The organism is Deltaproteobacteria bacterium (genome assembly GCA_020848905.1).
Lineage (GTDB): Bacteria > Myxococcota_A > Polyangia.
The window spans coordinates 34,589-58,726 of the sequence record JADLHG010000070.1 but is presented as its reverse complement, the minus strand read 5'-3'; the positions used below and the strand labels follow the sequence as shown (position 1 = coordinate 58,726).

General features: G+C 70.7%; 20 protein-coding genes. 17 read left to right on the top strand and 3 right to left on the bottom strand.

The genetic code is table 11. The features are described from left to right. The 9 genes from cpaB to IT371_29610 form a co-directional block, all read left to right on the top strand. A partial coding sequence (cpaB, locus tag IT371_29650) for a Flp pilus assembly protein CpaB (GenBank protein ID MCC6751855.1) occupies nucleotides 1-896 on the top strand: 896 nt, incomplete at its 5' end. A 68-nt stretch (nucleotides 897-964) separates the two neighbouring features. Next, on the top strand, nucleotides 965-2,416 hold the full coding sequence (locus tag IT371_29645) for a type II and III secretion system protein family protein (protein MCC6751854.1): 1,452 nt from the start codon (nucleotides 965-967) through the stop codon (nucleotides 2,414-2,416). A gap of 20 nt (nucleotides 2,417-2,436) precedes the next feature. After that, nucleotides 2,437-3,624 (top strand): AAA family ATPase, encoded by a 1,188-nt coding sequence (locus IT371_29640; protein ID MCC6751853.1) that lies wholly within the window; start codon nucleotides 2,437-2,439, stop codon nucleotides 3,622-3,624. 1 nt (nucleotide 3,625) lies between these two features. Beyond that, nucleotides 3,626-4,954, top strand: a complete 1,329-nt coding sequence (locus IT371_29635; GenBank protein MCC6751852.1) for a CpaF family protein — start codon at nucleotides 3,626-3,628, stop codon at nucleotides 4,952-4,954. Next, on the top strand, nucleotides 4,951-5,916 hold the full coding sequence (locus tag IT371_29630; GenBank protein MCC6751851.1) for a type II secretion system F family protein: 966 nt from the start codon (nucleotides 4,951-4,953) through the stop codon (nucleotides 5,914-5,916). The genes IT371_29635 and IT371_29630 overlap by 4 nt, the downstream gene beginning before the upstream one ends. A 10-nt stretch (nucleotides 5,917-5,926) precedes the next feature. Next, a complete protein-coding gene (locus tag IT371_29625; GenBank protein MCC6751850.1) occupies nucleotides 5,927-6,934 on the top strand; it encodes a type II secretion system F family protein in 1,008 nt (335 codons plus the stop codon). 4 nt (nucleotides 6,935-6,938) lie between these two features. After that, nucleotides 6,939-7,763 (top strand): tetratricopeptide repeat protein, encoded by an 825-nt coding sequence (locus tag IT371_29620; protein ID MCC6751849.1) that lies wholly within the window; start codon nucleotides 6,939-6,941, stop codon nucleotides 7,761-7,763. Further along, nucleotides 7,760-8,056: a hypothetical protein gene (locus IT371_29615; protein ID MCC6751848.1), complete on the top strand. Its 297-nt coding sequence runs from the start codon at nucleotides 7,760-7,762 to the stop codon at nucleotides 8,054-8,056. The genes IT371_29620 and IT371_29615 overlap by 4 nt, the downstream gene beginning before the upstream one ends. Beyond that, nucleotides 8,037-9,233: a hypothetical protein gene (locus IT371_29610; protein ID MCC6751847.1), complete on the top strand. Its 1,197-nt coding sequence runs from the start codon at nucleotides 8,037-8,039 to the stop codon at nucleotides 9,231-9,233. Before IT371_29615 ends, IT371_29610 begins: the two co-directional genes overlap by 20 nt. 5 nt (nucleotides 9,234-9,238) lie before the next feature. On the opposite strand, the gene IT371_29605 is transcribed toward IT371_29610, so the two are convergent. From IT371_29605 to IT371_29595, 3 genes are all read right to left on the bottom strand, one after another. Next, nucleotides 9,239-9,793, bottom strand: coding sequence for a prepilin peptidase (locus tag IT371_29605; protein ID MCC6751846.1), 555 nt, complete (start codon nucleotides 9,791-9,793; stop codon nucleotides 9,239-9,241). Nucleotides 9,794-9,871: 78 nt separating this feature from the next. After that, complete coding sequence (locus IT371_29600) at nucleotides 9,872-11,329, bottom strand: hypothetical protein (protein ID MCC6751845.1); 1,458 nt, start codon at nucleotides 11,327-11,329, stop codon at nucleotides 9,872-9,874. 170 nt (nucleotides 11,330-11,499) lie between these two features. Beyond that, on the bottom strand, nucleotides 11,500-13,350 hold the full coding sequence (locus tag IT371_29595; GenBank protein MCC6751844.1) for an acyl-CoA dehydrogenase: 1,851 nt from the start codon (nucleotides 13,348-13,350) through the stop codon (nucleotides 11,500-11,502). A gap of 108 nt (nucleotides 13,351-13,458) precedes the next feature. On the opposite strand from IT371_29595, the gene IT371_29590 reads away from it, so the two are divergent. The 8 genes from IT371_29590 (at nucleotide 13,459) to IT371_29555 (ending at nucleotide 24,136) form a co-directional block, all read left to right on the top strand. Then, the gene (locus tag IT371_29590) at nucleotides 13,459-14,286 is read left to right on the top strand and encodes a M20/M25/M40 family metallo-hydrolase (protein MCC6751843.1); all 828 of its coding nucleotides are present in this window, start codon (nucleotides 13,459-13,461) and stop codon (nucleotides 14,284-14,286) included. Between the two features lie 39 nt (nucleotides 14,287-14,325). Next, nucleotides 14,326-14,484, top strand: coding sequence for a hypothetical protein (locus tag IT371_29585; protein MCC6751842.1), 159 nt, complete (start codon nucleotides 14,326-14,328; stop codon nucleotides 14,482-14,484). 129 nt (nucleotides 14,485-14,613) lie between these two features. Continuing rightward, a complete protein-coding gene (locus tag IT371_29580) occupies nucleotides 14,614-15,114 on the top strand; it encodes an L-2-amino-thiazoline-4-carboxylic acid hydrolase (protein MCC6751841.1) in 501 nt (166 codons plus the stop codon). Beyond that, nucleotides 15,114-18,524 carry an FAD-dependent oxidoreductase gene (locus IT371_29575; GenBank protein MCC6751840.1) on the top strand — a complete coding sequence of 1,137 codons (3,411 nt, stop codon included), beginning with the start codon at nucleotides 15,114-15,116 and terminating at the stop codon, nucleotides 18,522-18,524. Before IT371_29580 ends, IT371_29575 begins: the two co-directional genes overlap by 1 nt. Further along, a complete protein-coding gene (locus IT371_29570; protein MCC6751839.1) occupies nucleotides 18,521-19,150 on the top strand; it encodes an indolepyruvate oxidoreductase subunit beta in 630 nt (209 codons plus the stop codon). The genes IT371_29575 and IT371_29570 overlap by 4 nt, the downstream gene beginning before the upstream one ends. Beyond that, the gene (locus IT371_29565) at nucleotides 19,147-21,264 is read left to right on the top strand and encodes a hydantoinase/oxoprolinase family protein (protein MCC6751838.1); all 2,118 of its coding nucleotides are present in this window, start codon (nucleotides 19,147-19,149) and stop codon (nucleotides 21,262-21,264) included. The genes IT371_29570 and IT371_29565 overlap by 4 nt, the downstream gene beginning before the upstream one ends. Next, the gene (locus IT371_29560; protein MCC6751837.1) at nucleotides 21,264-23,027 is read left to right on the top strand and encodes a hydantoinase B/oxoprolinase family protein; all 1,764 of its coding nucleotides are present in this window, start codon (nucleotides 21,264-21,266) and stop codon (nucleotides 23,025-23,027) included. The genes IT371_29565 and IT371_29560 overlap by 1 nt, the downstream gene beginning before the upstream one ends. Then, nucleotides 23,024-24,136 (top strand): acyl-CoA dehydrogenase family protein, encoded by a 1,113-nt coding sequence (locus IT371_29555; GenBank protein MCC6751836.1) that lies wholly within the window; start codon nucleotides 23,024-23,026, stop codon nucleotides 24,134-24,136. The genes IT371_29560 and IT371_29555 overlap by 4 nt, the downstream gene beginning before the upstream one ends. The last annotated feature ends 2 nt before the right edge of the window (nucleotides 24,137-24,138 follow it).

Below are 24,138 nucleotides of genomic sequence, written 5' to 3'. Positions count from 1 at the left end.
TCGCGCTCGCGGCGGGGACGGGGGCCGTCTTTCTCGTGAAACGCTATCTCGACGAGCAGGCGCGCCGGCAGCCGGCCGCGAACGCCGCGGTCGTGCCCGTGGTGGTGGCCGCGCAGGACCTGGCCATCGGCACGGCGCTCACCGAGAATGTGCTGGGCGTGATTCGCTGGCCCTCCGACGCCGTGCCGGCGGGGACCTTCGGCGTGCCGAAGGCCCTCCTCGGGCGCACGCTCCGCCGGTCGATCGCCAAGGGGGAGCCCGTGCTCGAGGCGCGCCTCGCCTCCAAGGAGGCCGGCCAGGGGCTCGCGGCGGTGCTCGCGCGCGGGATGCGCGCCATGGCGGTCAAGGTGGACCAGGTGATCGGCGTGGCCGGCTTCGTCCAGCCGGGGGACTTCGTGGACGTCATCACCACCATGACCCCCGACGAGGAAGCCCGCCACGAGCGCCGCGCGGCCAAGATCTCGAAGATCATCCTGCAGAACATCAAGGTCCTCGCGGTGGGCGAGCAGCTCGTCAGCCAGGGGGCGAAGCCCGTCACCGTGCAGGTGGTGACCCTCGAGGTCTCCCCCGACCAGTCGGAGCGGCTGGCCCTCGCCAGCCGCCACGGGGAGATCCAGCTCACCATGCGCTCGGGGATCGACACCGACCCCGTCGCGACGGCTGGCGTCACGCCGGTCGCCTTGCTCACCCCCGACGACGGCACCGCGCCGGCCAGCAAGCCCGAGGCTCCGCAGCCGGTCGCCGCGGCGCGCAAGCCGAGCAGCGGGCGCAAGAAGCCCGCGACTTCGTCGGACGTCAAGCCCAAGTCAGACCAGCCCGTGGTGGAGATCTTGCGGGGAGATCGCGTCGAGGAGCGCAAGCTTCGGCCGTCGGCCGACAGCAAGCGCGGCCAGTGATTCGGCTCGGACCTCCCCACGCTTCAAACGGTACAACCGAACGCGGTCCTTCGATCTGAGGTGATGCGATGCGTGTGACGCCGCGGTACATGGCTCTGCTACTTCTCCTCGCGGCCGCGCCGGCGGCGGCCCAACCCACGGTGACCCAGCAAGCGGACGCCAGCCAGCGTGTGGCCCTCGAGGTGGGGCAGACGCGCCTGATGCGCGTGTCGGAAAAGATCGTGCGCGTCTCGGTCGCCGACCCGAACGTGGCCGACGTGCGCGTCGTGACGCCGCTCCAGGTGCTGGTCACCGCGAAGGGGGTCGGCTACACGCACCTCATCCTCTGGGGCGACTCGGACAAGCCGCTGGTCATCGCGGTCTCCTGCACGCGCAACCTGAACCAGCTCCGCACGCAGCTCGGAGAGCTCTTCCCGAAGGAACAGATCAAGGTCAGCTCGGCGGGCGACCTGGTCGTCCTCTCGGGTGAGGTGAGCGACGTCCGCCTCCCCGCGCGGGTGGCGGAGGTGGCCAAGCTCCACTCCGAGCGGCTGGCGAACCTCGTGCAGGTCTCCGGCAACCAGCAGGTCCAGCTCGAGGTGCGCTTCGCCGAGGTCTCCCGCACGGGGATGCGCAAGATGGGCGTGAACATGCTCTACAGCGACCCGGCGAACGGGCGCGTGGGCGCGATCGTCGGCGCCGGCGGCCAGTCCGGCCAGGTGATCCCGTACCTGCAAATTCCCGGCACGGGCGTCCCCGCGCCCGGGGCCATGGTCCCCCCCGTCGTCCCGGCCCCCGTGCACGGCGAGGCCTTCAACATGCTCTTCTCGGCCAACCTGGACAAGTTCCCCTTCAGCGCCATCCTGAGCATCCTGGCCGAGGAGGGGCTGGCGAAGATCCTGGCCGAGCCGACCCTGGTGGCGCTCTCCGGGCAGGACGCGAGCTTCCACGCCGGCGGCGAGGTGCCGATCGTCTTCTCCCAGCAGTTCGGGACCGTCTCGGTGCAGTTCAAGAAGTTCGGCGTGCGGCTCAAGTTCACCCCCACCGTCCTCGGCCAGCGCACGATGAACCTCAAGCTCTACGCCGAGGTCAGCGAGCCGGACCCCACCGCGGGCGTGACCATCGCGGGCTTCTCGATCCCCGGCTTCAAGACCCGCACCAGCGAGACGACGATCCGGCTCAAGGACGGTCAGAGCTTCGCCGTGGCCGGTCTCCTCTCCGACAAGATCCGCTCCGCGGTGCGCAAGATTCCGCTCCTCGGCGACATCCCGCTCCTCGGCGCGCTCTTCCGCTCGACGGCCTTTCAGCGCGAGGAGACCGAGCTCATGGTGGTGGTCACCACGCACCTCGTCCAGCCCATGCAGCCGCACGAGGTGCCCATGCTCCCCGGCGAGGACGACCTGAACGACCCGGACGATTTCCAGTTCTTCCTGCTGGGCCGGACCTCCGGATGGAAGCGCAAGGCGAGCCGCTCGAAGCCCGACGAGGCGCTTCGCTCCGGCGGGGGACCCGTCGGTCAGCTCGGCTTCATCCGCGACTAGCGGCGAGGAAACGTACGGACATGGCGCAGCAGCCTGAGGTAGTGATCGTCGGTGCGCGGGAGCAGGAGCTCGAGGCTCTGCGCCCGCACATCCTGGACATGGTGAACATCCGCGCCGCCGAGCAGGACCCGCAGAAGGCGCTCGCGCTCATCCAGAAGGAGCCGCCGAGCATCGCGCTCCTCTATCTGGACCACGACCCGCAGGCCATCTTCGGCGTATCGCAGCAGATCTCGCGGCTCGACGGCTGCGTCTCGATGATCGTCTCGCGCGACCGCGACCCCGAGAAGATCCTCGCCGCGATGCGCGCCGGGGCCAAGGAGTATGCCTTCCTCGACGAGGGGGCGGGGGACGTGCGCCGGGCGATCCGCGACCTGAACGTGCGCGATGCCGAGCCAGCCGTCGCCGCCTCGCAGCCCGCTGCCGCGCGGCAGGGGGTGATCATCGCCGTCTTCGCCTGCAAGGGGGGGAGCGGGGCCACCACGATCGCCACCAACCTGGCGGGCGCGCTGCTCGAGAGCGACGAGGACGAGCGCAACGCCGTGGTGATCGTGGATCTGAACCAGCAGCTCGGCGACGTGCTCTCCTTTCTCGACCTCACGGCGCGCTACACGCTCCACGACGTCGTCTCGAACATGCGTCGGCTGGACCGCGAGCTCCTGATGCAGTCGCTCACGCAGCACACCTCCGGCCTCTACGCGGTGGCGCAGGGGGACAACCTCGACGAGACCGCCGAGGTGGACAGCAAGGGGACGGCGCAGCTCCTGGGCCTCTTGCGCAAGCACTTCGACTACGTCGTGGTGGACGGCCTGCGCGACTTCAACGAGAACGCGCTCGTCGCGCTCGACCTGGCCAACAAGATCCTCCTCACCATCACGCAGGACATCCCGTCGGTGAAGAACGCCAACCGGTGCCTCGCGGTCTTCAAGCGGCTCGGTTACGGCCCCGACAAGCTCAAGCCGGTGCTCAACCGCTACGCACGCGGCACGAAGCTCGACCCGGACTCGATCGGCGACGCGCTCAACACGCCCATCGTGGGGACCGTGTGCAACGACTTCCCGACGGTGATCAAGGCGGTCAACGACGGCAACCTGCTCGTGAAGGCTGCGCCCAAGGCGCGCGTGACGCTCGACATTCAGGGCCTGGTGCCGCTCGTGGGGGGCACCTCGCGGCAGAAGCGGCGCGGGCTCTTCGGTTTCCTGGGGAAGTGAGATGAAGCTCCGCGATCGTCTGAAGCTCGGCCACGACTCGAACCCCGACCTCCTCGCGGCGGCGCAGGAGATGCCGGCGGTCTACCACGACATGAAGCGCGCGATTCACGACCAGCTCGTGGATCGGCTCGAGCTGCAGAAGCTCGACCGCCTCAAGCCGGAGGAGCTGCGCGCTGAGCTCCGCAACACGATCACCGACCTGATCGTGGCGGCTCAGCTCCCGCTCAATCGCATCGAGCGCGAGCGGCTGATCCAGGAACTCCTCGACGAGATCACGGGCCTCGGCCCGCTCGAGCCGCTGCTGGCCGACCCGACCATCGCCGACATCCTGGTCAACGGCTACAACACGGTCTTCATCGAGCGCGAGGGGCGCATCCTCGAGACCTCGGTCCGCTTCCGCGACAACGATCACCTGATGCAGATCATCAACCGCATCGTGAGCCGCATCGGCCGACGCGTGGACGAGACCTCGCCGATGGTGGACGCGCGCCTCCCTGACGGCTCGCGCGTGAACGCGATCATCCCGCCGCTCGCGCTCGACGGCCCCGCGCTCTCCATCCGCCGCTTCGGCGGCAAGCCGCTCCTCGCGCCGGACCTGGTCGCGGGGGGCTCGCTCACGCCGGCCATGCTGGACTTCGTCGCCGCGGCGGTGCGCGCGCGGCTGAACATCCTCATCTCGGGCGGTACGGGCAGCGGCAAGACCACCATGCTGAACGCCATGTCGGCCTTCATCCCGCCGACCGAGCGCATCGTGACCATCGAGGACGCGGCGGAGCTCCAGCTCCAGCAGAGGCACGTGGTGCGCCTGGAGACCCGCCCCCCGAACCTGGAAGGGAAGGGGGCGATCACGCAGCGGGACCTGGTCCGCAACAGTCTCCGCATGCGTCCCGACCGCATCATCGTCGGCGAGGTTCGCGGCGCCGAGGTCATGGACATGCTCCAGGCCATGAACACGGGCCACGACGGATCGATGACCACCGTGCACGCCAACAGCCCGCGCGACGCGCTCACGCGCCTCGGCGCGATGGTGGGGATGGCCGGGGCGGTCTACAGCGAATCGGTCATGTCGCTGACCCTCTCGCGGGCGCTGAACATGGTGGTCCATCTGTCGCGCGGCTCCGACGGGAAGCGTCGCGTGCTCTCGATCTCGGAGATCACGGGGATGGAGGGGTCGGTGATCACGATGCAGGAGATCTTCATGTTCCGTCAGCGCGGCGTGGACGCGAACGGACACGTGCTCGGAGAGAGCGTGGCGACGGGCATCCGACCCCAGAGCCTCGAGCGCATCCAGCGCGCGGGGTACGGGACCGACATCAGCTTTCGCGCATGACCACCAACGTCCTCCTCGTCGTCGTCGGTGTCGTGGTCTTCCTGGCCGCCGAGGCGGCCTACTACCTCGTGGTCTACCGGGGCGAGCAGCGGCGCCACGAGCTCCGGCGCCGGCTGAAGTCCCTCGGGATGCAGACGGCGGGGGCGAGCCTGCTCCGCGAGCGCCGCATGGCGCGGAGCCCCTCGCTCGACGCGCTCCTCCGGCCGTGGCCCTTCGCCCAGCGTCTCGAGGATCTCCTGCTCAAGACGGACCTCAACTGGACGGTGGCCTTCACGCTCGCGCTGTGCATTGGCCTGGCCGTGGGCCTCACCATGCTGCTCGTGATGCCGCTGCACAGCGTGATCCTCTCCGCCCTCGTCGGTATTCCCTTGGGCGGAGCGATCCCGATCCTCATCGTGCTCAACGCGCGCGTGCGGCGCAGCATCAAGATCTCGCAGCAGCTCCCCGACGCGCTCGAGATGATGGTGCGGTCGCTGCGCGCCGGCCACGGCATCTCGTCGGGCTTCAAGCTGGTGGCCGAGGAGATGCCGGCCCCCGTGGCGGTCGAGTTCGGCCGCTGCTTCGAGGAGCAGAACTTCGGCGTCGATTTTCGCGAAGCCATCACGCACATGACCGAGCGCGTGCCGGACAACCTGGACCTCAAGCTCTTCGCCGTCTCGGTGATCATCCAGCGCGAGACGGGCGGCAATCTGGTGGAGATCCTGGACCAGATCGCCACCACGATTCGGGACCGGTTTCGCTTCTACGGCAAGCTGCGGGCGCTGACGGCCGAAGGGCGCCTGTCGGGCTACATCCTCGGCGCCCTCCCCTTCCTGTGCCTGCTCTTCGTCGGACTCATGAACCCGCAGTACCTCGTGCCGATGGTCACCGACACCATCGGCCGGCTGATGGCGCTCGGAGGCCTCGTGATGTGGGCCCTCGGCATCCTGTGGATGCGCAAGCTCTCGCAGGTGGATTACTAGGAGCTGGACGATGGGGCAGCTCGTACAGAACTTCCTCGCGGGACCGGCGGGCTACGCCGCGGTGCTGGTCGTGGCCTTCGGCGCGGCGATGGCGCTCGTGATGGGGCTCCGGTACGTGGCCGTCGCGCGGCGCGATACGACCCGCGAGCGCCTGGAGCGGGCGATCCGTCCCTCGACGGCCGTGGTCCCGGCGGACGCAGCCGAGCCGCGGCCGGCGCCGGAGACAGAGGCCAAGCCAGCCTCGATCTGGGCCCGACTGCTCACCCCGCTCGCGAAGGTGGCTCAGCCCGGCGACGAGGAGGAACGGGGTCGGCTGCAGAGTCGCCTGGCCTACGCCGGCATCCGCCACGAGCGCGCCATGGCGGTGTACCTCGGCTCGAAGGTCTTTTTCTGCCTGGCACTCGGCGTGTTCTTTCTCTGGCTCAACTCGATTCGACCCCAGCCGCTCCGGTTCGCCGCGCTCTATACGCTCGTGCTGATGAGCATCGGCTTCTACCTGCCGAACCTCTGGCTCATGGGGCGGGTGAAGGACCGGCAGTCGAAGATCAACCGCTCGCTCCCCGACGCGCTCGACCTGATGGTCACCTGCGTGGAGGCGGGGCTCGGGCTCGACGCCGCGGTGAACCGGGTGGCCGAGGAGGTCAAGCTCGCGGCGCCCATCCTGTCGTTCGAGCTCTCCACGACGGGGCTCGAGATGCGCGCCGGTCTTTCGCGGGGCCAGGCCTTCCGGCGCCTCGCGCAGCGCACCGGCGTCGAGGAGCTCTCGAACCTGGCGGCGATCATCATCCAGACGGAGATCTTCGGCACCTCGGTGGCGCGCTCGCTCCGCGTGCAGTCCGAGGCGATGCGCATCCGCCGCATGCAGCTCGCGGAGGAGCGGGCCGCGACCGTGGCGGTGAAGCTGACCGTGCCGCTCATCTTCTGCATCCTCCCGTCGCTCTTCGCGGTACTCATGGGGCCGGCCGTGGTGCGCATCATCCGGATCTTGATGCCCCGCATCACCGGCGGCGGAGGGTAAGCCCATGCTGCGAGGAATACCGGCGCTCTGTGGCGTGGCCCTGCTGGCCGGTTGCGCGAGCTCTTCGGGCTCGGGGAGCGGCGAGCGGGTCTGGGACGCGCGCCGCAACCCGTACGAGTTTCATCGCGGCATGACCTACGCGCTCTTGCGGGCCTCGTCGGCGCAGCGCGCCGTGCCGCACGTGAACGAGCTCCTGCGCCTCAAGCCCAAGGCCGCGGAGCCCTACTACCTGCTCGGGCGGCTCTACCTGGAGCTCCGGGTCCCGGGGCGCGCCGAGGGGGCGATGCGCGAGGCGCTCAAGCGCGACGTGAACTTCGCCCCCGCGTACGGGAGCCTCGGGGTCATTCTGGACACCCAGCGACGGCATCGCGAGGCCGAGCAGGCGCACCGAGCGGCCCTCAAGCTCGACGACCAGCGCGCCTCGTACCACAACAACCTGGGTTTTTGCCTGTACCTCCAGGGGCGCGTGCGTGACGCCGTCGAGGCCTATCGCCTCGCGCTCCTGCGCCAGCCGACCCACCTGCGCATCCACAACAACCTGGCCTTCGCCTACGCGCGCGAAGGGAACTTGCATCTCGCGTACCGGCACTTCCGCATGGGGGGCAAGCCGGCCGAGGCGCAGAACAACATGGGCTTCGTCTACGAGGAGCTGGGCGAGCTCGAACGTGCCTACGACTTCTATCTCAAGGCCTTGCAGCTCGACCCGGAGCACCTCCGCGTCCGGAAGAACCTCGAGCGCATCTGCAAAAGACTCGGTCGCCCGATGCCCAGCCTGCTATCCTCTGCGAGAGAGGCACCCGGGACGACCCCACAGGAGGACACGCCATGAAGCGTGCATTGCTTTGGATTGTCGCCGGGATGGGGCTTGCGGCGTGTGGCCCGCGCGAGCATCTGCGCGAGGACTACGGCCGGCAGACGCGGCAATTCTGGACCCGTCAGAAGATCAACCGGGAAGCAGCCACGGGCAACCCCCTCGGCCTCGACTCCGAGGAGGCGGTGCTGATCCAGGGCCGCTACCGCAAGACGATCGGGGGCTCGGAGGCGACCGGCGAGGTGGGCAAGGGCTCTCCAGCGAGGGTGTTGCTGTTGCAGGAGGGTAAAGATGGGAAGGGCGGCAAGTAGGGGACATCTGGCGCGGCGCCTTTCGGCCGTGCGCGAGCGGTGGGCCCGGCGCGAAGAGGGGAGCGTCATCCTCATCTTCGCCATCATGCTGGCGGTCCTCATCGGCCTGGCGGCGTTCGTGCTGGACTCGGGCCACCTGTATCAGGTGCGCAACCAGATCCAGAACACCTGCGATTCGGCCTCGCACGCCGGCGCGATGAAGCTGGACGGCACGGACACGGGGATCACCAACGCCCGCGCCGCGGCCAAGGACCTCGCGCTGCAAAACCCGGCCAACAACGCGAACGTCGCGCTTCAGGACGCGGACATCATCTTCGGGCACTGGGACACGATCACCGAGGTCTTCACCTCGTTCGGTCCGACTCCCACGACGGCGCAGGTTCCCGCGGCGAACGCCGTGCGGGTGCTCGGCGAGCGCGCCGCGACCTCGAGCACCCCGGTGCGACACTTCTTCGCGTCGTTCCTCGGGCGGAGCCAGTCGGACGTGCGGGCCTCGGCCATCGCCGTCGGGGGCGGGCCGGTCTCGGAGTGCGGCTTTCCGCTGGTCGTGGCGGACTGCAATCTCACGAACCCCGTCGGCAGCGGGACGTGCCAGTGGTGCATGCAGTTTCAGGATGCGAACTCGGACAACGCGGGGTGGACTACCTTCGCTGCACACGGGCAGGTGGGCGGCCCGGCCATCAACGGGCTCATCCGCGCCGGCTGCTACGACGCGAATGGCAATGTGTCCATCGACCCCGTGACGAGAGAGTGTACCGGGGGCTGCAACCGGTACATGGCCGGCCAGTCGATCCAGGTCGGCAACGGCAACGGCATGAACACCGGCAACAACAACTTCTGTCCGACGATCCAGGACATCCTGCGGCGCGGCAACCCGTCGAACGTGCCGCAACCGTTCAACGTGCGCGTGCCGGTGCTGCAGAGCACGGGCGCTTGTCCGAGCTTCCAGTACGCGGGGACGCACGTCATTGCCGGCTGGGCGGTGCTGGAGATCTACGGCGCGCGGTGCAGCAACAGCGGGCCCTTCGTCGTCGCACCGGGGGCCGGTGGCGGTTGCGTCGCGCCGCCCTCGGGCAAGTTCATCGTCGGGAAGCTACGCTGTGACCTGACCTCAACGGGTCCGGCGGGCGGCGGTTTCTTCGGCCTGGACTCGACGCGCATTCGCCTCGTCCGCTAAGGCCTCTACGGGATGCGCAGCGCGGGCACGTAGCGCGCGGCCACGGCCCACCCCACCCCGAGCAGGATCGCCACCCCGTAGGGCAGCCGGTGCGCCGCCGCGGGAAAGCCCTCGTCGTCGCGCTCGACGGCTCGCGTGCCGCGACGGAAGAGCCCCGAGAAGGTGGCCTTGAGCCGGCCCCGGAGCGCGGCCACGACCAGGGCCAGCAGGCCCCCCGCCAGCACCACGTAGACCAGCGCCCAGAGGGCGAGCGGCCAGCGCAACAGCGCGCCCACGGCGGCCATCAGCTTCACGTCCCCGAGGCCCACCAGGCGCAGCAAGCCGAAGAGGCCGAAGACCGCGAAGAGCACCGCCGCGCCGAGAGCGGCGTGCCCGAGCCCGAGGCGAAAGCCCGCCGCGGGCCCAAGGTAGGCCGCGATCACGGCATAGTTGACGATCAGCCCGACGAGCACCCCGCTGCCGGTGAGCCAGTTCGGGATGCGGTATTCGCGCAGGTCGGTCACCGCGCCGATGGCGCAGACGAGCAGGCAGAGGAGATCGGGGAGGAGGAGCCAGTTCACCGAGGGAAGGCGTGGCTAGGTGAGCAGGCACCGCAGCGCGCAACACAGCCAGGCGGGATGGATCGCGAGCCCCCCATGCTACGGCGAGTATTTGCGGACGATGACGTTCGTCCCTTGACCCACGACTGTGATGCGACCCACCGCGATGATGTTGTTCGCCGAGTCCGTGGTCACGCCGTGCCAGCGGTCGTCGTTGTTCGCGCCGCCGTTGATGGTGCGCGTCCAGGTCACGACGGGTGGGTTGGCCTTGGTGTACTTGCGGAGCCACCCGTTCAGCGACTGGTTCGCGACGGTCTCGTAGCCGCCCACGATGATGTTGTCCTGCGCGTCCACCGCGACGCAGGTGGCGGCGTCGTTGCCGTTCGCGGCGCCGTTATAGGACTGCGTCCAGATCGTGTTGCCGGCCGGGTCCAGCTTGCGCACCCAGACGTTCGTCCCTTGGCCCGCACCCGTGTCGTAGCCCACCAGGATCACGTTGTTCGCCGAGTCGGTGGCCACCGCGTAGCCCTCCTGGTTCGGCGTGTCGTTGTACTGATTGGTCCACGCGATGGTGCGGTCGGCGGCGTACTTGCGCGTCCAGATGCGCCACGGGTTCGGTGCGGTGGCCGCGCGCGCCCGGCCCACGACGATCGCCGCGTCGGTGCCGTCGGTGTCCACACCGAAGAGCAGATTGTCTCCGTTGCCGGAGTCGGTCCAGCCCGCGATCGGGGCGCCCGCCGTGGTGTACTTGGCCATCCAGATCGAGCCGTTCTGCTGGCCCACGATCACCGGCTGGCCGAGGCGGTCGGTGGCCACGCCGCGGTCGAGGTCCTCGCCGGCCGTCCCCGAGGGGCCGATGGTCCAGACGGTGGCCCCCGCCGCGTCGTACTTGCGCGTCCAGTGCTGCCGTCCCACCGCCGGCGCTTGCGCCAGGAAGCCCGACACGATCATCTTGCCGGCGCGATCGTGGGTCACCGCCATCGCGGCGTCGTCGCCGTTCGAGGAACCGTTCTCCGTCTTGGTCCACTGCAGCGTGCCGGCGGTGTCGTACTTGGCGACCCAGATGTTCGTGCCTTGCGCGTTGGCGGTCTCGCGCCCGGCCACGTAGATCGCGTTCGCGGTGTCGGTGGCCACGCCGGTGGCGAAGTCGTTGCCGTCCACGGCGCCGTTGTGCTGCCGCGTCCAGAGCACCTCGGGCGGCGGCGGCGGCGCGTCCGGCCGGTAGACGTCGCGCGCCACGCCGGTGTCGCGGCGTCCGGCGTCGGGCCGCGGGCCGTCGCGCCGCGGTCCGTCGGAAGCCGGGCCGCGATCGGGGTTCACCGCGGAGTCGGACGAAGGCGCTCCCTCGTCGGGGCTCGGCAGCGCGTCCGCGACGCTCTGGTCCCCGACGCGCTGGTCCACGAACCCGAGGTCCCTGGCGCCGCGGTCGTAGACCGTCACGCTCGAGTCGCTGGCCGTGGAGCCGTCGCCGGCGGCGGGATTGTCGCTCTTACAGCCGGCCGATAGTGCGCTCATCCCCCCGACGAGCAGAGCCGTGACCCAACGATGCATGCGCATGAACGCTGCCTCCTCCTCCTAAGATGAGATCGAGAGTACCGGGCGCGCGCGAGCCGCACAACTTCGGCCACGCACGGCGACGGTGTGGCAGGTAGGTGCGTGCCGGCTGGAGTAGGTGAGGACGGTGAAGCCCGGCCTGCCTGGGCCCGGCCGTGCCCCGGGCCGGGTGTCTACGGCAGGAACGTGAGCGCGGAGCGGTCCTGGCTGCGGATCTGCGAGGCGATGGTCTGGTTGCGGGTCAGGATCTGGTGCGTGAAGAAGCGCGCCGTCTCCACCTTGTTGAAGTAGAAGCGGGCCTCGGGGTCTTCCTGGTGCAGCGTGCTGCGCGCCGCCGCCTCGGAGGCGCCCTTCGCGGCGTAGATCGCCTCGAGCTTCTCCTGCGCGATCACCCCCTGCTCGAGGAGGAGCCAGCCCATCACCACGCCTCCCGCCATCTCGAGGTACGAGCTGGCGCAGAGCACCGGGTAGCGTCGGTCGGCGGAGAAGGCCTGTGCCGCGAGCTCCATGCTCACGGCCTGCAGGCGACCGAGCTCCTCGGCGAAGACGCCGAGCTCCTTGCCGAGGGTGTTGTGCTGCTTGTGGGCCTCGGTGAAGCGCGACAGCTCCTCGACGAGGGTGCGGAAGAGCAGGCCCCCCTGCGCGGGCAGCTTGCGCCCGAGCAGATCGAGCGCCTGGATGTCGTTCGTGCCCTCATAGATCGACGCGATCTTCACGTCGCGCAGGTGCTGCTCGACGGGGTATTCCTGCAGGTAGCCGTAGCCGCCCATGCACTGCATCGAGACGCGCGTCACCTCGAAGCCGAGGTCCGTGCAATAGGCCTTGCAGATGGGGGTCAGCACCTCGAGCAGGGCCTTGGCGCGGCCGGCCGCCTTCGGGTCCGGGCTGTGGCGCGCGACGTCGGCGAAGAAGGAGGTCTTGTAGAGCAGCGCGCGGCTCCCCTCGACGACGGCCTTGCTCCAGAGGAGCATGCGTCGCACGTTCGGGTGCTGGCTGATCACCACCCGCGGCGCGTCGGGGTTCTTGAAGTTCTCCACGTCCACGCCCTGCACGCGCTCGTTCGCGTACTCGAGGGCGTAGTAGTAGGCCTGCGCGGCGAGCGAGAGCCCCTGCAGACCCACGGCCACGCGCGCCTCGTTCATCATGTGGAACATCAGCGGCAGGCCCTGGCCCTCCTCGCCGAGGAGCCACGCGCGGCACTTGTCCGCGTCCCCGAACTGCATCACGCAGGTCGGGGAGGCCTTGATCCCCATCTTGTGCTCGATCCCCGCGCAGGTGACGTCGTTCGGCTCGCCGGGCTTTCCGTCGGGGGTGGGGCGGAACTTCGGCACCACGAAGAGCGAGAGCCCCTTGAAGCCCTTCGGCGCGCCTTCGGTGCGCGAGAGCACGAGGTGCACGTGGTTATCCACCATGTCGTGCTCGCCGCCGGTGATGAAGATCTTGGTGCCGCGAATGAGCCACGCGTCTCCGTCGCGGCGCGCGGTGGTCTGGATGTCGCCGACGGCGGAGCCGGCTTGCGGCTCGGTGAGGCACATCGTGCCCTGCCACTCGCCGGACTGGAGCTTCGGCAGATAGATCGCCTTCAGCGCCTCCGGCGCCGCGTTCTCGAGCAGCGACATGGTGGACGTCGTGAGCCCGAGCGAGAGCGCGAGCGAGCAGCACGCCCCCGTGTAGAGCTCGCCGATCGCCGTGGCCATGATGAGAGGCATGCCGAGGCCGCCGCGCGATTCGGGGGAGAGCAGGCCGAGCCAGCCCGTCTCGCGGATCGCCTTGTAGGCGGCGGCGAAGCCGGGAGGCATCGTCACCCGGCCGTTCGCGTAGACGGCGCCGATCTGATCTCCGGGGCGATTGATCGGCGCGAGCACCTCGCGGGCGAAGCGCGCCGCCTCGTCGATCATCATCAGGATCGTCTCCTCGTCGAGCTGCGCGTAGGGCGGCAAGGCCTGCAGCTCGGCCAGGGAGAGGTGCTCGAAGAGCGCGAACCGCATGTCTCGGAGGTCGGTGTTGAAGGTGCGTTCTGGCATGCAGAAAGCCTAGCTGACCGGTCGGTCAGTCGTCCAGGGCCAAGTTGACGCACTGGGCCATGCGGGAAGGGTCTGGTCCGCCCAGTCTCGTGGCGGTAGGCTGCCGCCATGCGACGTGCACGGTCTATCTCCTCGATATTCATTATTGCCGCCCTGGCGCTGGATAGTGCCGGCTGCGCCGACCAGGGGCTCTCCGCGGACGCCGGGGTGGCGGAGGCGGGTGGCCGGGAAGCGGGCGCCCGGGAAGCGGGCGCGGATATGACGCGGGCGGACGGCCTATCCCCGGAAGCGCGCTGCCGGCCGAGCGCCGCGCTGGTGGGTCGCGTCTCGCAGGCCCGCCTGCTCCAGGATCTGAAGGCCCTCGTGGCTCTCGGCGAGCGGCGGAGCTACGACGGGCAGATGAAGGCCGCGGCGTACCTTCACGGGGAGCTCGCCCAGCTGTCCGGGTTCACCGTGCGCAAGCACCTCTACAGCTACCAGGGGAAGGTCTACGAGAACCTGGAGGCCCGACTCGAGGGGCAGGACCCCGCGGCGAAGGTCATTGTCGCGGGGGCGCACTACGATTCGATCAGCGAGAAGCCGACCGATGCTCCGGGCGCCGACGACAACGCGTCGGGGACGGCGGCGGTGCTCGAGGCGGCGCGGGCTCTCGCGGGGTGCCGGCCCGCGCGCGGCGTGCGGCTGGTCTTCTTCTCGAACGAGGAGGTCGGGACGGTGGGCTCGCAGGCCTACGTCACCTTCCTGAAGAAGGAGCTGCCGCCGTCGAAGGTGGAGGGCTTTCTGAACGTAGACACCATCGCGTACGGCCCGGCGGGAGAGGACCTGGATCTCGCGACCAAGCCCGCCCACGCGGGTCTCGTGGAGCGCATGGCCGTCGCGGTGCAGGCCTACACGGGGCTGAAGGTGAAGAAGATCATCTCCGAGCACTGTGGGTGAGGCGACGAAGGGCCCTTCTGGTCAGAAGGGTATGCGGCCTTGTTCGCGATCGAGGAGTACACGGGAGACTCCCTGAAGCCGGTGAAGAACCCGGGCTATCACTCCGTCGGTGACACGCTCGACAAGCTGAACCTGGTCTTTCACGCGGAGGTCACGCGGGGCCTCGTGGCAGCGCTCGCGAGCTTCGCCAATCCCTGAGGGCCGCCGTCTCCTTTGACCTCGGTCAAGGTAGCGCCGAAGATCCACGATCTATGCTGCCGCCCTCCCTGGCGGGGCCAGCCCTTCTGGGACACGCTTTTCCCTCCCTCGCGACCGCACGGAGAACCCATGGCCGACCTGACCGCAGACAAGAAGTTCAAGGTGCTGTGCGAGATCAGCCGCGCGCAGCACTTCGCCTGGCGCGAGGCGGTCAAGGAGCTCGGCTCCGAGGCTGAAGCCGCCGCCGCGGTCCTGCGCATGTGGGAGGTGACGGGGGTGCAGACGGCGCAGGCCTACGTGAAGCGCATGGACCCCGCGAAGCCCGTCGCGCCGCAGTTCGCGACCAGCATCGTCTGGAGCAGCGACTGCATGGGCGAGGACGCCGTGGTCGAGCCGGGCGCCGACGCGGCAGTGGACGAGGCCTTCGTGCGGCACCACGACTGCCCCTGGTTTCACTGGCACAAGAAGACGGGGCTCCTCGCCGAGGACCAGCCCGGCTGCGACGCGTGGTTCCGTTCCGCGATCGCCGAGGTGAACCGCGTGCTCGGCACGAAGCTGCGTTTCGAGACGCTCTCCTCGCTCCCCGCGGGGGGCAGCTGCTGTCTGCGCCGGATCTGGACCGAGCGCTGATGGCTCAGCCGGACGGGCGAACCGAGCCGCGAGGCGGCGCAGAGCGGGCGGAAGAGCGCACCGGCTCGCGGCTGCAAGACCCCCTGCTCCAGGGCGAGGGGGCCGAGGCCTGCATCCTGGGTAACGAGGCGATCGTGCGCGGCGCGCTCGAGGCGGGGGTGGGCTTCGCGAGCGGCTACCCCGGCACGCCCTCGTCGGAGATCACCGACAGCTTCGCGCGGCTGGCGAAGCAGCGCGGGATCGTCTTCGAGTACTCGGTGAACGAGAAGGTGGCGGTGGAGATGGCCTATGCCGCGGCGCTGGCCGGGGCGCGGTCGATCTGCGCGATGAAGCACCTCGGCCTGATGGTCGCGGGCGACCCGCTCACCACCATGACCTACGTGGGCGTGAAGGCGGGGATGGTGATCGTGAGCGCCGGGGACCCCTCGTGCCGCACGAGCCCGAACGAGCACGACCAGCGGCACCTCGGGCCGATGCTGCACCTGCCGGTGATCGACCCGAGCACGCCGGCGCGCGCGCACGCGCTGACCAAGCTGGCCTTCGAGCTCTCCGAGGAGGCCTGCCTGCCGGTCCTGCTCCGCGTGACCACGCGGCTCTGCCATTCGCGCGCGGCGGTCCGCTTCGGCGCGCTCCCCGAGCTGCCGCACCCGGCGGGCTTCGTGCGCGACCCGCGCCGCTACACGCCGCTCCCCGAGAACGCGCGGCGCATGCGCCTCGAGCTCGAGGAGCGCTTGCGGCGGGCGGAGGCGCGGCTCGCGGCGGGGGGAACCCTGCGCGTCCACGGCGAGAGCGCGCTCGGCGTGCTTGCTTCCGGAGCGCCGGCGGCCACGACCTATGACCTGCGCGAGGCCTACGGCCTGCAAGGGGCGCTCACCCTGCTCAGCCTCGAGGGGCTCTACCCGCTCCCCGAGGCCGCGCTGCTCGCCGCGCTGAAGCCGCTCTCGCGGCTGCTCGTGGTGGAGGAGCTCTCGCCGTACCTCGAGGACGCGATCCGCGCGCTCTGCCAGCGGCACGGACTCGGGGTCGAGATCCTGGGCAAGCGCACCGGGCACCTGCCGGCGGCCTTCGAATACGAGCCCGAGGTGATCGCGCGCGGCCTGCGCGCCGCGTTCGAGCTCGGCCCGGTCGGTGCGGCGCCCGTCGCGCCCGCGCTCGGCGTCCCGCCGCGTCCCCCGTCGCTCTGCCCGGGGTGCGGCCACCGCGCGGCCTACTTCGCCGCGCGCTCCGCCTTTTCAGAAGAACAGCTCTATTTCAACGACATCGGCTGCTACACGCTCGGCTACGGGCCACCGCTCGAGACGGTGGACGCGCTCCTCTGCATGGGCGCGGGCTTCACGCTGGCCGCGGGGGTGGCGCGCGTGACCGGCCAGCGCACGGTGGGCTTCGTCGGAGACTCGACCTTCTTTCACGCCGGAATGCCCGCGCTGCTGAACGCGATCAAGGAGAACGTGGGGATGGTGGCGGTGATCCTGGACAACCAGATCACGGCCATGACCGGCTTTCAGGAGAGCCCCGTCTCCCGCACCGAGGTCTCGATCGAGGCGGTGGTGCGCGCGCTCGGTGCGACGCAGGTCGAGACGGTGGACTCCTACGACCCGGCCGCCAGCATCGCCGCCTTCCGACGGGCGCGCGAGGCCGACGGGCTCTCGGTGGTCGTCGTGCGCCGCGCCTGCCCGGTGAACCACGCGCGGGCGGCGGGCCAGGGGTTTCGCCCGCAGCTCTACCAGGTGGATGCGAGCCGCTGCCGCACCTGCGGACGTGCGGCGAGCGGCCTGCGCTGCGACCAGTGCCTCACCGAGGGCTACGAGCGGCACCTGGCGCGCACGCGGGGGAGCGCCGTGCGCGAGGGCCTAGGGACGGTGGCGAGCCAGGCCCCGTGCGCCGCGCGCTGTCCGCTCTCCCTCTGCATCGAGGGCTACGCCGGGCATATCGCGGCCGGCGAGTACGGCGAGGCGCTCGGCCACATCCTCACGCGCACGCCGCTGCCCGAGAGCGTCTGTCGCGTCTGCCACCGCCCCTGCGAGACCGTTTGCGTGCGCAAGGACTCGGGGGGCGCGGTGGCGGTCAACGACCTGAAGCGCTTCGTCGTGGAGTGGGCCGACGCGCAGCCGAGCTACCCCTATCAATGGAAGCGGCTCGGCACGCACGCGCGGCGGGTGGCGGTGGTGGGCTCGGGGCCCGCGGGCCTCGGCGCGGCGCACGAGCTCTGGCTTCGGGGCTACGCGGTGACGGTCTTCGACGCGGCGCAGGAGCCGGGGGGGGTGCTGCGGCACGCGATCCCCGCCTATCGCCTGCCGCGCGAGGCGCTCGAGCGGGATCTGGAGCGGCTCTTCGCGCTCGGCATCACCTTCGAGGGAGGGCGCGCGCTCGGTCGCGAGCTCAGCCTCTCGGGGCTGCTCGCCGACGGCTTCGAGGCGGTCTTCCTCGGGCTGGGCGCGCAGGCGCCGCGGCGGCTCGAGCTGCCGGGCGCGGGCGGACCGGGCGCCCCGGCGGTTTTAGAGGCCTTACCCTATTTGCGGGCGCACGCGGCCGGAGCCCCGCTTCCCACCGGTCGGCGCGTGGTGGTGATCGGCGGCGGGAACGCGGCGGTGGACGCAGGACGGGCCGCGCGGCGCGCCGGGGCGACGAGCGTCACGCTGGCCTGTCTCGAGGCGCGTGAGGCGATGCCCGCGCTCCCCGAGGAGCTCGCGGCGGCGGAGCACGAGGGGGTGCACTTCGCGACGGGGGTGCGGCCGGTCCGGCTCGAGGCCGGCGGTCTGGCCGTGGAGACGCTCGGGCTCGAGGCGGACCTGGTGCTGCTCGAGGCCGATCAGGTGCTGGTCGCGATCGGGCAGGGGGCGGAGCTCTCGATGCTGGACGGCGACGAGGTGGTGCTCGGGCGCGCGCCGGACGGGCTTCTGGCCGTGAACCCCGAGACGGGGCAGACCAGTCACCCGCGCATCTTCGCCGGGGGGGACGTGATCCCCGGCGAGCGGATGGTCACGACGGCCATCGCGTCGGGACAGCGCGCCGGCTGGGCCATCGACCGCCTGCTGCGCGGGGCCGAGGAGGCCGACCGTCGGCCGCCGCCGCTCCGTCCCGCGGCCGGAAACGGCCAGACGGCGGTGGCGCTGGGCGTGCCGAGCTGGCGGCCTCGCGCCGTGCCGGCCGAGCGAGACGTTACAGAACGGTTGCTCGCTTTCCACGAGGTGAACGGGCCCCTCGACGAGACGACGGCCCGGGCCGAGGCCGCGCGCTGTCTCTCCTGCGGCTCGTGCGGCAACTGCCGGGTCTGCATCGACGTGCTCGGCTGCCCCGCCTTTTACGAGGCGAACGGCCGCATCCTCATCGAGCCCACGCTTTGCCTCGGCTGCGGGGTCTGCGCCGTGATCTGCCCCAACCAGGCCATCGTTCCGACGGGGCAGGCATGACGGGCGGCGTGACGGTCCTGCTCGTGGGCGTGGGGGGCCAGGGGGTCCTCACCGCGGCCGAGATCCTGAGCCTCGCGGCGCACCACGCCGGCCTCCCCGTCGGGGCGGGCCAGCTCCACGGCATGTCCCAGCGCGGTGGGAGCGTCGAGTGCCTCGTGCGCCTCGGTACGAGCGAAAGCGCCTTCGCCATCGGCCGCGCGCCGGACGTGGTGCTCGGCTTCGAGCGGCTCGAGACGCTGCGCGCCCTGCCGCGGCTGGGACCGACCACGCGGGTCCTCTTCTCGGACGGCGCGATCGTGCCCTTCGCCATGGTGCAGAGGCGCGAGGCCTACCCGAGCGTGGAGGAGATCCTCTCCCGGCTCCGCGCGGTGGCCCCCGCGACGCAGGCCCTCGACGGGAGGGCGCTCGCCGGCCAGACGGGGGCCAGCCGGACCCTGAACGTGCTGCTCCTCGGCGCGCTTTCGGGGCTCGAGCTTCTGCCGCTCTCGAGCGAGACGCTCTTCGCCGCGGTGGCCGAGCGCTGCCCGGCGCGCTTTCTCGAGGCCAACCGGCAGGCCTTCGAGCTCGGCCGGCGCTGGGCGCAGGAGAACCCGGGAGAACCCCTCACAGGGAAGGACGTGGGATGACGGACCGGACGCCCCAGGCGGAAACGACCTTCAAGATCGGCATCGACGTGGGCGGGACCTTCACCGACCTCTTCTGCTGGTCGGGGACGGGCGAGGTGGAGACCTTCAAGGTGCTCTCCACGCCGCAGGACCCGTCGGTGGGGCTCGTCGACGGGCTCCGCGCGGTGGCCGCGGCGCACGGGCTCTCCGTCGAGGCGCTGGCCCGCCGGGTGAAGACCATCGTGCATGGCACCACGGTCACGACCAACGCCGTGCTCACGCGGCGGGGGGCGAAGACCGGGCTCCTCACCACGGCCGGGGTGCGTGACGCCCTGGAAATGCGAAGGGGAATTCGCGAACGTCAGTACGATAACCGCTACCTGAACGTGGAGCCGCTCGTCGAGCGGGCCCTGCGGCGCCCGGTGCCGGGGCGGCTGGACGCCCAGGGGCAGGAGCTCGAGCCGCTCGACCTCGCCGCGCTGCGGGCCGAGGCGCGTCGACTGAAGGGCGAGGGGGCGACGGCGGTGGCCGTCTGCTTCATGAACGCTTTTGCGAACGATACGCACGAGCGCGCGGCGGCGGAGATCGTCCGGCAGGAGCTCCCCGAGGCGTACCTCTCGGTCTCGACCGAGCTGCTGCCCACGATCCGCTTCTTCGACCGCATCTCGACCACCGTGCTGAACGCGTACGTCGGGCCGGTGCTGCGCGACTACCTGCGCGCGCTGACGGGCAAGCTGGCGGGGATCGGCTTTGCCGGCGTGCTCCTCATCATGCAGTCCTCGGGGGGCGTGGCGCTCCCTCAGGTGACCGAGGCGCGCGCGGCGATGACGCTCCTCTCGGGTCCGGCGGGCGGGCCCCCCGCGGCGCTGGCCTACACCGCGCCGCACGGCCTCTCGAGCTGCCTGGTGGCCGACATGGGGGGGACGAGCTTCGACGTCTCGCTGGTGCAGGACGGGCACGTTGCCCTCCGCGGCGAAGGCGAGATCGACCGGCTGCGCATCGCGCTTCCGATGCTGGACATCGCGACGATTGGCGCGGGGGGCGGGAGCATCGGCTGGGTGGACGGCGGAGGACTGCTCCGCATGGGGCCGCAGTCGGCGGGGGCTCTGCCGGGACCCGCCTGCTACGGACGCGGCGGCGAGCTGCCGACCTCCACTGACGCGCAGCTCGTCCTCGGGTATCTGGACCCCGAGTACTTCGCGGGCGGAGCGATGAAGCTCCAGCGCGACAAGGCGCGGCGCGCGATCGAGACCCACATCGCGCGGCCCATGGGCCTGGACGTCGAGACGGCGGCGGCCGGGATGTACCGCGTGATCAGCACCAACATGGCCCACGGCATCCGGCAGATCACCGTGCGGCGTGGCCTCGACCCGCGCGAGTTCCCGCTCGTGATCGGCGGCGGGGCGGGGCCGCTGCACGCCTGTCCCATCGCGCTCGAGCTCGAGATCCCGACGGTGGTGGTGCCGCCGACGGCGTCTATCCTCTGCGCCACGGGGATGCTCCTCTCGGACCTCGGCCACGACTTCGTTCGCTCGTGCGTCGGGCCGCTCGCCGCGCTCCCCCCGGCCCGACTCGAGGGGGTGGTGCAAGAACTCGTAGCGGAGGGGCGCGCGGAGCTGGCGAAGGAAGGGGTCTCGGACGAGCGGGCCGAGGTGCAGGTGGCGCTGGATCTGCGCTACCTGCGCCAGTACCACGAGGTCACCGTGCCGGTGGCGCGCGAGGCGATCGCTCGTGGGGACTATGCGGCGCTCGCGCGGGCCTTCCACGCGGAGCACAACCGGCTCTACGGCTACGACCTCGCGGGCGAGGGGACACCGCTGGAGCTGATCAACGTGCGGGTGCGGGCGCTCGGCCGGACGGAGAAGCCCGAGCTGCCGCGACGCGAGGCGGGGGGCCCCGACCCGAGCCGCGCACTCAAGGGGCGACGCCGCGCCTTCGTCTTCGACGCGGACCGCTTCGAGGAGCTGCCGGTCTACGACGGGCACCTATTGCTCGCGGGGGCGCGCGTGGCGGGACCCGCGCTGATCGAACGGACGGACACCACGATCTTCGTCAGCGCGCGCTACGCGGCGGAGCTCGACGAGCGGGGGAGCTGTCTACTGCGCCTGCGGGCGGCGCAAGGGAGGGTGGCCTGATGCACGCACGCGACGCCATCGATCCGGTGCTGGTCTCGATCATCGGACGGGCCCTCAAGGCCATCACCGACGAGATGAGCATTAGCATGGAGAAGACCACGCGCTCTCCCATCCTCTGCGAGGCCAAGGACTTCGTCACCGGCCTCTACGACGCGGAGGGGCGCATGCTCGAGCAGACGGAGAACCTGCCGATCCTCTCCTTCTCGCTCAGCCCCGTCTGCCGGCACATCGCCGAGCGCTTCGCCGGGCAGGTCTTCCCAGGGGACGTGTTCTTTCACAACGACGTCTTCAGCTACGGCAACCAGAACAACGACGTGGCGGCCTTCAAGCCGATCTTCTTCGGCGAGACGCTCGTCGGGTGGGCGGCCACCAAGGGGCACATGGCCGACATCGGCGGGGCCGTGCGCGGGGGCTACAACCCGAACGCGACCGAGGTCTGGCAGGAGGCGCTGCGCATCCCCGCGGTGAAGGTCTACGAGCGCGGCGTGCTGCGCCAGGACGTCTGGGACCTGATCTTCGCCAACATCCGGCTGCCCATCGTGCAGGAGGACATGCGCGCCGAGATCGGGAGCTGCACCGTCGGCGAGCGCCGGCTGCTTTCGCTCATCGAGAAGTACGGGCTCGAACGCTTCGAGGCCCACAAGCGGGCGCTCTTCGAATCGACGCGCCGGCTGATGGAGTCGGAGGTGCGGGCCATCCCCGACGGGACCTACCGCGGCGAGAGCACCGTCTACTACGACGGCCGGACGGTCGGCTCGACCTACCGCATCCGCGTGACGATCACGGTCACGGCCGGGCGCATCGTCTTCGACTTCACCGGCACCGACGCGCAGACGACCGGCTTCGTGAACGGGACCTACGCCTCGAGCGCCTCGGCCACCATCCTGACCTTCCTGCAGATGGTGAACCCCGACATGCCGCACAACCACGGTATGCTCGAGCCGCTCGAGCTCGTGATCCCCGAGGGCACGATCCTGAACGCGGCCTATCCGGCGGCCACCACCTTCGGCAACCACCTCTGCCCGCCGATCGCCGACGCGATCATCCGGGCGCTCGCCCCGGCGATCCCGGAGCGCGTGACCGCGGGGTGGAATCAGTTGATGTGTTCGCTTTCCACCGGGCTCCGTCCCGACCGCGACGAGACCTACGTGGACATCCTCTTCATGGGGCTCAAGGGGGGCTCGGGGGCCACGCGGGACTGCGACGGCTACGACCACATCGGCATGATCGACGCCTCGGGGGGCGTGCTCGACCAGGACTACGAGATGTTCGAGCAGATGACGCCGCACCTGCTCCTGCGGCACGAGTACCTGACCGACTCGGCGGGGCCGGGGCGGCACCGCGGGGGCCTTGGCGTCGAGACGCGCTACCGCGTGGGGGGCCGCGAGACGCAGCTCGTGGTCTTCGGCGACGGGGACGTGGAGCCGGCCTTCGGGCTCGAGGGAGGCGGCGTCGGTACGCTGAACAGCATCGCGCTCGAGCGGCCGGACGGGACGGTGCAGGTGCCGAAGAGCAAGGACCTGGTGGCGGGGGTGCCGGCGGGGACGGTCTACGTGCAGGAGGCCGGGGGGGGCGGAGGCTTCGGTCCCCCCGAGGAGCGACCGGCGGAGAAGGTGGCCCGCGAGGTGCGAAACGAGCTGGTCTCGCTCGAGGCCGCGCGCACGCACTACGGCGTGGCGGTGGACCCGGTGACCTTCGCCGTGCTTTCCGAGGAGACGGCGCGGCTGCGGGCGGCCCGGCGCGGTGGCGGGGGGGCAGCATGAACTTCGCGCCGACCGAGGCCCAGGAAAGCGTACGCGCGCTCTTTTATCGCTTCGCGCGGGACGAGGTGCGCCCGCAGGCCGCCTCGCTCGACCGGGAGCCGCGCTTTCCGCGAGAGCTCTTCCGCCGCGCCGGGGAGCTCGGGCTCTTCTCGCTGCGCTACCCGGAGCCCGAAGGCGCGGGGCTCGACGTGGTCTCGTACGTGCTCGCGGTGGAGGAGCTCGCGTGGGGGAGCCTCGCGGTGGCGGCGGCCTGCACCATGCAGTCGCTCATGGGGACCTACTTCGTCTTCCGCTTCGCCCCCCCCGAGCTGCGGAAACGCCTGCTCGAGCCGGCGCTGCGCGGCGAGAAGGTGGGCACGATCTGCATGACCGAGCCCGACGCGGGGAGCGACCTGACGGCGATCTCCACCCGCGCCGTGGAGCGGGAGGGCGGGTACTTCCTCACGGGGGCCAAGACGTGGATCACCTCCGGTCCGGTGGCGGACTTCTTCACTGTCTTCGCCCGCACGAGCGACAAGGCGCTCTCGATCTTCCTCGTCGAGCGGGACGCCCCCGGGCTGAAGGTGGGGCGCGCGATCGAGAAGCTCGGGGTCAAGGCCTCGCTCACCTCGGAGGTCTTCTTCGAGGAGACGCCGGCCACCGCGCTCCTCGGCACGCTGCACGGCGGGATGGGCTATCTGAAGGAGATCCTCGCCGAGATCCGGGTCGTCACGGCGGCGCTGGCCCTCGGGGTCGGGCGCGCGGCGTACGAGGAGGCGCTCCGCTACGCGGGGGAGCGTAAGCAGTTCGGCCGGCCGATCCGCGAGTTCCAGGCGGTGCAGGCGCACCTGGCCGAGATGGCCACCGAGCTCGAGGTGGCGCGGCGCTTCACGCACTACGCGGCGTGGCGCAGCGACCAGAAGCTGGAGAACGCGCGCGAGGCCTCGATGGCCAAGCTCTACGCCTCCGAGGCGGCGGCGCGGGTCTGTGACCGGGCGGCGCGCGTGGCCGCGAGCTACGGCTTCGCCGAGGACCTGCCGCTCGAGCGGTACCTTCGCGACGTGCGCTTCACCCTGATAGGTGGCGGCACGTCGGAGATCTTGCGCGTGAACATCGCGCGGGAGCTGTGACC